This window comes from Paraglaciecola polaris LMG 21857, assembly GCF_000315055.1.
Classification (GTDB): Bacteria; Pseudomonadota; Gammaproteobacteria; order Enterobacterales; family Alteromonadaceae; genus Paraglaciecola; species Paraglaciecola polaris.
Genome location: NZ_BAER01000079.1, coordinates 1 through 9,732 on the forward strand (window position 1 = coordinate 1; position 9,732 = coordinate 9,732).

General features: G+C 45.9%; 8 protein-coding genes and 2 pseudogenes. All 10 read right to left on the reverse strand.

Annotation, left to right across the window (positions count from 1 at the left end; translation table 11 throughout):
• Positions 1–177: 177 nt before the first annotated feature.
• Positions 178–1,017: an FAD:protein FMN transferase gene (locus GPLA_RS14565; protein WP_007105705.1), complete on the reverse strand. Its 840-nt coding sequence runs from the start codon at positions 1,015–1,017 to the stop codon at positions 178–180.
• 159 nt (positions 1,018–1,176) lie between these two features.
• On the reverse strand, positions 1,177–2,475 hold the full coding sequence (locus GPLA_RS14570) for a DUF3570 domain-containing protein (protein WP_007105706.1): 1,299 nt from the start codon (positions 2,473–2,475) through the stop codon (positions 1,177–1,179).
• Positions 2,466–2,702: a DUF4266 domain-containing protein gene (locus GPLA_RS14575; protein WP_007105707.1), complete on the reverse strand. Its 237-nt coding sequence runs from the start codon at positions 2,700–2,702 to the stop codon at positions 2,466–2,468. The genes GPLA_RS14570 and GPLA_RS14575 overlap by 10 nt, the downstream gene beginning before the upstream one ends.
• Positions 2,703–2,707: 5 nt before the next feature.
• A complete protein-coding gene (locus GPLA_RS14580) occupies positions 2,708–3,190 on the reverse strand; it encodes a TlpA family protein disulfide reductase (RefSeq protein WP_007105708.1) in 483 nt (160 codons plus the stop codon).
• A 162-nt stretch (positions 3,191–3,352) separates the two neighbouring features.
• Positions 3,353–6,477: pseudogene (locus GPLA_RS14585) on the reverse strand (efflux RND transporter permease subunit).
• Between the two features lie 78 nt (positions 6,478–6,555).
• The gene (locus tag GPLA_RS14590; RefSeq protein ID WP_007105710.1) at positions 6,556–7,551 is read right to left on the reverse strand and encodes an efflux RND transporter periplasmic adaptor subunit; all 996 of its coding nucleotides are present in this window, start codon (positions 7,549–7,551) and stop codon (positions 6,556–6,558) included.
• Positions 7,552–7,561: 10 nt separating this feature from the next.
• Entirely contained in the window at positions 7,562–8,446 is an 885-nt protein-coding gene (locus GPLA_RS14595) for a TolC family protein (RefSeq protein WP_051997686.1), read from the reverse strand.
• Entirely contained in the window at positions 8,419–8,832 is a 414-nt protein-coding gene (locus GPLA_RS24060) for a hypothetical protein (RefSeq protein ID WP_226993118.1), read from the reverse strand. Before GPLA_RS24060 ends, GPLA_RS14595 begins: the two co-directional genes overlap by 28 nt.
• A gap of 161 nt (positions 8,833–8,993) precedes the next feature.
• Complete coding sequence (locus GPLA_RS14600; RefSeq protein ID WP_007105711.1) at positions 8,994–9,365, reverse strand: hypothetical protein; 372 nt, start codon at positions 9,363–9,365, stop codon at positions 8,994–8,996.
• Positions 9,366–9,609: 244 nt separating this feature from the next.
• Positions 9,610–9,732, reverse strand: a pseudogene (locus GPLA_RS24400) (IS982 family transposase); the annotation flags it as partial.

A 9,732-nucleotide genomic window follows, 5' to 3' on the forward strand; every position in this document is an offset into this window, starting at 1 on the left:
AATATTAGGTAGGACGTCATTAACGTAGCTCGGGTTAAACTCTACACTTACATCAGTGCGTAAATGATACCTCAAGTGTGAAAATAATCCGTTACTATTATATTAAATATGTAGTGAATTTAATGAGTTATTGAAATTTATCTAGGTAAACGGGCTATCAGTTCGACGTACGAATGCCTACCAATAGCACCAATATTTTTGTTGCTGATGTTGCAAAAATTGCTCGCCTTCACGTCCTTGCAGTAAGGCCATGGTGGCTAACATGCCTGATTGAATACAAAAATCAGTGGCCACGGTCACCGAGCGGGGAGCGCCGGTAACTGGGTAACCTGTTTTAGGATTTAAGATGTGGCTATAACGAATGTCGTTGTGGATAATAAAGCGCCTAGCGTCGCCGCTTGTGGCTAACCCTCCAGATGCTATTTTAACTAAGACATTACTATTTTTGTATCTTTCAGCATGAGGGCTCTCAATACCTACTTGCCAATATGCGTCATGGCGCCTTGGCTGGGTGACTTGAATGTCGCCACCAAAATTAACGAGCACTGAAATATTAGGTGCCAGTCGGGTACACAGCTTTGCAGCAGCATCCACAGCGTACTCCTTACCAATTCCACCAAAATCCAACTCGAATCCATAAGGTAAACGAATTTTTTGCTGCGTAAATTCGATGTGCTGCCAGCCAATATACTTTAACGCTTCGGTCACCTCATCTGGAGATGGAAATTGACCATTTCCGGTAAAGTTCCATATTTTACGTAGCACACCAGACGTTAAGTCGAACATGCCATTGCTGAGATCAAAACAGGTTTGCGCAAAAGCCAGCAAGCGGTGGGTTTCTTGATCTATTTCTACCCATCTTTCATCACTGTTGTTTATTTTATGAACAAGGTTGCCTAGAACATAACGACTGTATTTTTGCTCTATTCGTTGGGTTTGTAAGAAAACTTGCTCAAGTAGCTGACTGGCAAGTAAATGATCTTGTGTATCGATGAGTAGCTCACAGGGGCTAGCCATCGAAAAAAAGTGACCATGAAAATAATTACTTTTGGCAGTTAGGGTGGGGACTTGGCTCAAGGGGTTCTCTATCTAGTTTGCACATCTATTGCAGCGTGCATTCGCACGCAGATGATAAATCAGTATACCCTGAGCCAAATTCATATTGAAATATTAGGCCTAAAAGCTATAGCTAACCTGAGCAATGACAGCGTCAACACTCGGGTATAGATCTAAGTCTTGCAAGGCACCGGGCTCGTTAAAACCAGAATTTTTTGGACTCTGCTGATAATATTCAACCCTGACAGCCCACTCGCGACCATCGTCTAGTATTTGGCCATATTTCAATCCTACTGTGAAAGCGGTCATTTCCCCTAAACGATAATCAGCACTAGCGACAGACGGCAGCAGTGATCCCTCTATCAAAAACGGCTGATAGAAATTTGCGGCACTTTGTTGGTAGTAACGAAAATGCGGTTGTAAGTAACTATTGCCGGAAAGCTTAACTCTGAATCTCGAATCTAGTGTATGCGAGTGTATGTCCCAATCATCCGTGGCGTAACGGTATGATACATCCGCAATACCGTAGTCAGAAGCATACTTGGTTTGCCAATAAAAGCTTTGTTTGGTGCGTTTATCTGGTCTGTTCTCATGTAGGATATCTTGCGTCATTCCTTCACTGTTGACCACGCTCAAGAGTTTATACGGATCCGTTAGGTAGCCATCGGCGACTGAGTAGCTGTAATTGAACTGCATCAACATGCGCCTGCTTATGACCTGGGTCACTCCTAGCAGCAGATCCACAGTGCTTTTGTCTTTGCCATCTGTGGTACGCGTTGCGTTAAAGGCCTGCTCAAATGCACTGTCATCGGAAAATTGCCCGCTATTGATGACCATACTCGATAGGCCAACGGGCGCTTCGCCAACAGGATCGATACTATCGAATTGGTAGGCTAATCCCCCAGAGACAGTGGTATTTTTCTGGTTAAAGTCCCAGGCTAACGAGCCGTTTACGCCTAGCGAAAAATAGTCGTACTCTTTCGATAGATTCCCACCTGTACTACCGGTTACATTTTCCCATAAAGGCTGAGTCCATTGGGCGCTTAGTTGAACACGGGTATCTTTGAACGTGTCATCTAGCGGCGTTTCCCCGGGGGAGATTGCATATTGACCATTGCCCGAGGGGCGCGTAAATGTTTGCGCGCTAGGCTGAGCAACAGCACCCGACGCCGATGCCCCTGTGAGGGTATCGGCGGCAATTTTGCCATTGAAAATATGTTGCTCACCAAAGTCTTTTTTAGCGTTGAGCACGCCTTCCGCTAACTGAACTCGGTCAGTTTCGCCGTAATATAAAATGGCAGTGTCGAACTTCCAATCGTCTGCTTGGCTTTCTTCTTCAGCTTGAACTGGGGTATTTAACAGAGCACAGGCCGCCGCGGCTAATGAAATACTAATGTTTTTAGTGTTATTTAATTGCATCCACAACCTCCACCGGCAAATGAACGTCCGCCACTGGTTGCTTCTTTACTGAAATAGATATGATCGTCTAAGCCTAAATCGATACCTTGGGCATCAAGGGCCATTTCATCTTTAGCCAACAAGTCACGTTGCCATGGCTTAACCCCGATGTTGGCGCAGCCATTTAAGGTCAAAGTGCCCATGATGATGATGGCGACGAATAAGCAGTTAGTGGATCTATTACGCATAGGGTTTACTCCGATTCTTGTAAGAGGGCGATAATTTGCTGTTCATAAGCACCTTGTTTGGCACTGAAAAAACCTTTATGGCTGAAGCGAATAGTGCCGTCCCTATCGATTAAATAACTGCTGGGCATGCCAACGAGTTCATATTGCTGGGCTATTTTGCCGTCAGGATCGTAGGTGATAGGAAAATGTGCTGGAACCTGGTGTAAAAATGCACTGACTAATTCCGGCTCGGTATCAAGGTTAACCCCCACCACAAGCAGGCCTTGTTTGGCGTACTGCGTCTGTATCTGGTTTAACCAAGGAAATGACTGCCGACAAGGTTTACACCATGAAGCCCAAAAATCGACGTATACCACGTGACCTTTTAATTGACTTAATTGCTGCATTTGTCCGTCTAAGGAAAAGTTGAAATCAGGTGCTTGTTTGCCATTACTGGCAAATGAAAATGGGCTGACAAAGAGTAAAATGACAGCGACTACGTAGCGCATGCTAATGTCCAATCATGAGAGGATATTGATCAGACTAGAGAGGGAAGCTTAAGAAAGGCTTAATTTTCTAAAATAATGTTAATAAATAGCTTAAATAATGTTGCCAATATAGTAGGGCCTATTAAAACAGGCCCTACATGATTCGATTAGTACCGAAATGATCTAATCTGTTCGTACTGTGCTAGGCTGAGCTTTATCCTCGCGCTGATGCACTAAGCGATACAAAATTGGCAGCACCAACAGAGTTAATATGGTGGATGAAATGATCCCACCTATCACGACTGTTGCTAGCGGTCGTTGTACTTCAGCACCGGTTCCTACATTGAGAGCCATAGGCACAAAGCCTAAACTGGCGACCAACGCTGTCATTAGCACCGGACGCAAGCGAGTCATGGCGCCATCAATGATGGCTGTCAGCAAATCGTGGTTCTCGTGCCAGCGCTGGCGAATAAACGACAGCATCACTAAGCCGTTGAGGACGGCCACACCTGATAGTGCGATAAAGCCTACGCCCGCTGAAATTGACAAGGGCATACCACGTATCCATAAGGCAATCACCCCTCCAGTCAGTGCCAGAGGAACGCCGCTAAAGATGATCAATGCATCCTTAACCGAGCTAAACGCCATCACCAATAGCCCTAAAATGACCGCCAAGGTAATAGGGACCACTATGGATAAACGCTGACTGGCGGATTCCAGTTGCTCGAATGTGCCGCCGTAATCTAACCAGTACCCGGGTGGGATAGTGACCTGCTCACTAATACGTTGTTGAGCCAATGTGACAAAGCTGCCTAAATCGACATCCCGTACGTTAGCGGTCACAACCACACGACGTTTGCCATTCTCACGACTAATTTGATTAGGGGTCTCAGTTTGGCTAAGCGTAGCAACTTCTGAAAGCGGGATGTAATTCCCATTTTGCAACGCGATTGGCAAATCCATCAGACTTTCTAAGTCGTTACGTAGCGCTTCTGGTAAGCGTACCACCAAGGAAAAGCGTCTGTCTCCTTGATAGATAATACCGCTGTCGGCTCCACCTACTGCTGTGGCAACACTGTCTTGCAGATCATTGAGTGTTAATCCGTAGCGAGATAGTGCGACGCGTTTAGGTTCGATTGAGAAAACAGGCAAACCAGTGACTTGCTCAACTCTTGCGTCGGCTACCCCTTCTAGGGTTGAAATGCTGGCCAGTACATCATTGGCAACTTGCAGAAGTTGATCCAAGTCATCGCCGAATACCTTAATACCCAGATCGGCCCGCACCCCAGAGATAAGCTCATTGAAGCGCATTTGAATGGGTTGAGTAAACTCGTAGTTATTACCGGGTATTTGTTTAACCGCTGTTTCGATTTCAGCCACTAAGTCTTTTTGCGGCATATTCGGATTGGGCCATTCACTGCGGGGTTTTAACATCACAAAGTTATCTGCCACATTGGGTGGCATTGGGTCTGTTGCAACTTCGGCGGTGCCGATTTTGGCAAACACTTTATCAACCTGAGGGAACTGTTTGATACGTGTTTCCAGTTGACGTTGCATGGTGACGGCTTGTTCAATCCCAGTGCCTGGAATACGCATGGCATGCAAAGCAATATCCCCTTCGTTCAATTGGGGAATAAATTCCGAGCCGAGCGTAGTGGCTAACCATGCGCTGCCAGCAAGCAACACCAAGCATAGACTTAATACCAACCAGCGAAGCTTCATAACGATTAACAGTAAAGGGTAATAAGCGCGCTTGGCAGCCAAAATAACAATGCTTTCTTTTTCGCTGACTTTGCCACTCATGAACAATGCAATCGCTGCGGGAACCACGGTCACTGATAGAAACAAGGCTCCGAGTAATGCCATGATCACCGTCGCTGCCATTGGGTGAAACATTTTACCTTCCACCCCGGTTAAGGAGAAAAGGGGAATGTATACAACTGTGATAATGATAACCCCAAATAAACTGGGACGTATAACCTCGTTGGTAGCCTCAAAGACTAGGGTTAAACGCTCTTTTAATGGCAGTTCATGTTTCACTTGAGATAAACGGCGAATGACGTTTTCCACTATGATCACCGCGCCATCAACAATCAAGCCAAAATCCAGCGCCCCTAAACTCATTAAATTCGCTGACACACCCATACGCTGCATGCCGGTGATGGTCATGAGCATAGCAAGAGGGATCACGGCAGCAGTAATTAACGCGGCGCGAATATTACCCAGTAATAAAAACAACACTACTATGACTAATAATGCCCCTTCTAACAGGTTTTTTTGTACGGTTGCTATGGCTTTATCAACAAGGGTGGTGCGATCGTAAACTGCTTCCACGTTAACACCAGCAGGTAAGGTCTGTTGTATTGCCTTTAACTTAGCGGCGAGACTTTGTGCTACGTCTCGGGAGTTCTCGCCGACTAACATCATAGCAGTACCGATCACGGTTTCTTTGCCATCTCTGGTGGCGGCCCCGGTGCGTAACTCTTTGCCAATCGCCACGTCTGCTATATCACTGATCCTGACTGGTGTACTTGATACGTGCTTGATAACCAACTCAGCGATTTCCGCCACTGTGGCTAATTGTCCTTCGCTGCGCACCAACAATTGCTGACCGTTACGTTCCACATAACCCGCACCACGATTGTTATTGTTACTTTGCAATGCGGACTGTAAATCGCTAAAAGACACACCAAAGGTGAGCATTTTTTGCGGATCAGGCAACACGTGGTATTGCTTTACAAAGCCGCCAATGGCATTGATTTCAGTGACACCTTTGACCAAGGCTAACTGAGGTTTGATGATCCAGTCTTGTACTTCACGTAAGGCCATTGCATCAAATGCGCTGCCATCTATTTGGCGTGCGTCATTATCAGCGGTTACCGTGTACATAAAGATTTCACCTAGGCCCGTGGCTATAGGGCCCAGCTCGGGCTCCAATCCTTGGGGGAGGTTACTTTTGATACTGCTCAATCGATTACTTATTACATTGCGAGCGAAATACAAATCGCTACCTTCATCGAAAACCACAGTGACTTGGGATAATCCGTAGCGCGACAACGAGCGGGTATAAGATAAATTAGGCAGTCCAGATAGGGCGGTTTCCACTGGATAAGTGATGCGTTGCTCTGTTTCCAGTGGTGAATAACCGGGTGCCACAGTATTGATCTGTACCTGAACATTTGTGATGTCAGGTACGGCATCTATCGGCAGATGTTGATAGCTCCATACACCCGCGCGATGATGAGCATGGCTAACCCCATCATTATCCCGCGCCTTTCTATTGAGGTGCGTAAGATAGTGTTAATCATAACTTAAGCTCCTGTTGCATTACCGTTTGCGCGAGTATTAGATAAGCGAGATTTTTGTTGTCGAGGCTGATAAAGAAACTAGTGTGCATGACCGGCTCCTGACTTTTCTATATCTGCTTTTATGAGGTAGCTGTTACCCACCACAAATCGTTCCTGGCTGCGTAATCCGGATATTATTTCGCTGTATTGGGCGTCTTTAATACCGACTTTGATTGCGCGCGCTTGATAGCTTGAGTCCTGATTAACAAATACAACGTCCTCCCCATCTAAGGTTTGAATCGCATTGTTAGGTACACGAACGGCTACGTCTTTACGCGAAGTGGTGATATTGGCTTTCACGAATAAACCGGGTGCCCATTGACCTGAACTGTTATCGATTAATACACGGGCGATAAGATATGGGCTGTCATCAGGCGCTGGCATGATGTGCTCGATTTTTGAATTAATGCTATTGCCGTTTAACAACAGCTCAACGTTTTGCCCTACCTTCACCAGATTGATTTGCTCTGAAAATAGGCGCAACTCTGCCCATACATTACGATAATTGGCAACCGAGAAAAGTATTTGGCCATTTGATAACTCACCAACATTCGCGTGACGCGCAATGACCACACCTGAAAAAGGTGCATTTATCGCGTAGCGTTTTAAGCTTTCGTTAGATTCAACTTCCGCCAATACTTGTCCGGCTTTGATGGTTTGCCCAACAGTGGCATTAGCTTGGGTGATCACGCCAGAAAACCGCGCCCTAACATGACTTAAACCACTGGGAGCTAAGGCTAGTTTACCAAAAACGGTAAGGCGATTGATGATTGATCCACCACTGACTTGGCTTACTTTTATGCCCGCTTGCGTCGCAATATTGTCAGGGATTAAGCTAACGGGCGCATGTTCGTCACCGTGCTCGTCTTCCTGTTTAGCGTCATCTAGTTGTTCTGGGGCATGGTCGTGTTCAGGTGATGCCACGGCCATAGATGCTGAGCTTAAAAAAGTAACGAATAGAGTGAGCGTCAGTGTTTGCACTAACACCTTGCTCATTTTTTGTATGTTAAAGGGAAGAATAGATAATAATGTCATGGGGAATTCCTTAATGAGACGCAGATGAAGGCGTGCTTGAAATAAGCGGGTTACCAGTTAGCTGTTCTATATCAGCAGCCAAGGTGAGAGCGTCTTGTGCCGCAGATATCATTGCTGCTTTTGCATCAATAAGCTCTTGGCGAGTAGTGACCCACTCAAGGTAACTGTAACGCCCTTCCTCATATGCCTGACGCACTTGTTTTAGTGCAGTATTGAGTGGTGGAATAATGTCGTTATTCAGCGTGTTTACTCGTAAAACTGCGCTTTCTCTGGCTTGTACCAATTGATATAGCTGATTGGACAGGGTCAGTAAGGCTGCGCTTTTTTCTGCATCGAGTTGAGCACGTTTAGCCTGTATAGATTGATATTCACCTAGACTGCGTGCAGCGCCGAAGAGCGGCATGCTTAGACCCGCAACCAGAGCGCCATCGTCACTGGCATTGTCGTAGCGTACTCCAACAGACCAAGTTAGATCCGATTGAGCTTGGGTTTTAGCTAGTCGCAAGTGGGCTTGTTGAAGCCGTTCCTGAGCTGAAAAGACTTCAATAGCAGGATTGTTTACCGCTTGACGGTATAAGCTGTCGAAGTTTTGGCTTGAGCCTAAGGCAAATATATTCCCGGTTAATGTAGAGAAGCTGGGGGTGGCCTCTCCCCACAATATGCTCAGAGCATAATGATTGGCGGTTCGTTGACGTTGAGCGTTTAGTAGTCGCATGCGTGCTTTTGCTAATGCCGATTGCGCTCTGAACTGCTCTACTTCTGGTGTGGCGCCAGCGGCAACCCGTTTTTTAACCGCTTGCAAGGTATAACGAGCAAGCGCTTCAGCTTCTTTTAAAACGGCAACGCGCTGTTCACTGCTCAGTGCATCTATGTAGCGACGCGTAACGTCGGCCAATAAATCAAGCGACTGAGCTGTTTTTGTGCTGCTAGCAACTGACGTTTCTGAGAAATAAGTGCGTTACGGGCGTCTTTCTTGCCACCTAATTCGAGTACAGATGATAGTGCCAGTGTAAGCTCTGCACCTTTTACGCCACTGCGCTCCCCGGTACCTAATACGTTTTCAATTTCTATCGAAATACTAGATTGGGGATCCAACTGGGCAGTCGTGCGCTCGCCATCAAGTGCTTGTTGTTGAAATGTGTACGTCGCTAATTGGGGGTTGTTTGCCAGTGTGCGCTTTATTGCGCCTGACAAGGTCAAAATACTCGCAGGTGAAGTGGAGTGAGGAGTCAAGGGCGCAATTACTGAGTTTGGGTCTTGGGCCCAAGCGTGATTTGTCATGAAAAGAATCACCCACATACTTTTGCTGAAAACCAAAAATGATGCGAGTTTGGGCAATCGGATAGGTATCGCCAGAGTCATAATAATGTCCTAAAAAATGCACATAAAAATATCAGTCAAAGGTATGAAACCTCGGACCGGTTAACGAAATTTAAATGGCACTAAGCTTTAGGTGGGCGTAAAAGTCGGTTGGCTGGGCCATCAACAAGGGTATGCAGATAGGCGTATTGACTTACCGTGTTATGAATATCACTCACGGGGGAGGCGCTGGCGCTAACCCAATGGGCGTGTGAACCATTGCAATGGCCGCAGTGATGGCAATCCGCTGGATTATGGGTATCGTCTTGGGTACTCACTTGCTCATCATTTAGGGAAGGGGTGAGCGATATGTTTTGTTCATCTGAAGCGTGTTGATGGATAAGCGCTAAATGCTCAGGTTCAATTTGGTGAAAGTCTTGGGCTTTTGCCACAGCCGCTAATGATTGCAAAGCAATCACAAATAGCATGCTGTAAGCAATAAGTTTGAATTTCACACTTTACCTTAAATAACGTTAACCGTTCGTTCAGCTCTATATTAGCTATGTCAGCAAAACGGATACGATGAGTATCAATTGATGACTGTAACAAACTTTACTTAGCGGGGATACGTATTTACGGGACTGGCGCTGGGCAAGGTGTTACCAATATTTTCATCGGCACTGAAAAGACTGGGCTGTTTTATACTAGATTTTGTTTTCATGTTTTTTGGGCGATTTGATTAATTTACCTGAGATCTGGTTAAGCCAACATCAAGTTAGTGCCATTTAACAGCTCAAATTCTTGGGCTGTTAAATCTAAAGAAGGCTTATCATTTTTCAAACAATAAGCGATTAGTCCACCAAGTAAATTGAGCATGACCCC

Coding starts and splice junctions, on each gene's coding strand:
- GPLA_RS24060 (WP_226993118.1), bottom strand. CDS start 8,832: ATGACAAATCACGCTTGGGCCCAAGACCCAAACTCAGTAATTGCGCCC.
- GPLA_RS14570 (WP_007105706.1), bottom strand. CDS start 2,475: ATGCAATTAAATAACACTAAAAACATTAGTATTTCATTAGCCGCGGCG.
- GPLA_RS14565 (WP_007105705.1), bottom strand. CDS start 1,017: ATGGCTAGCCCCTGTGAGCTACTCATCGATACACAAGATCATTTACTT.
- GPLA_RS14580 (WP_007105708.1), bottom strand. CDS start 3,190: ATGCGCTACGTAGTCGCTGTCATTTTACTCTTTGTCAGCCCATTTTCA.
- GPLA_RS14590 (WP_007105710.1), bottom strand. CDS start 7,551: ATGACATTATTATCTATTCTTCCCTTTAACATACAAAAAATGAGCAAG.
- GPLA_RS14575 (WP_007105707.1), bottom strand. CDS start 2,702: ATGCGTAATAGATCCACTAACTGCTTATTCGTCGCCATCATCATCATG.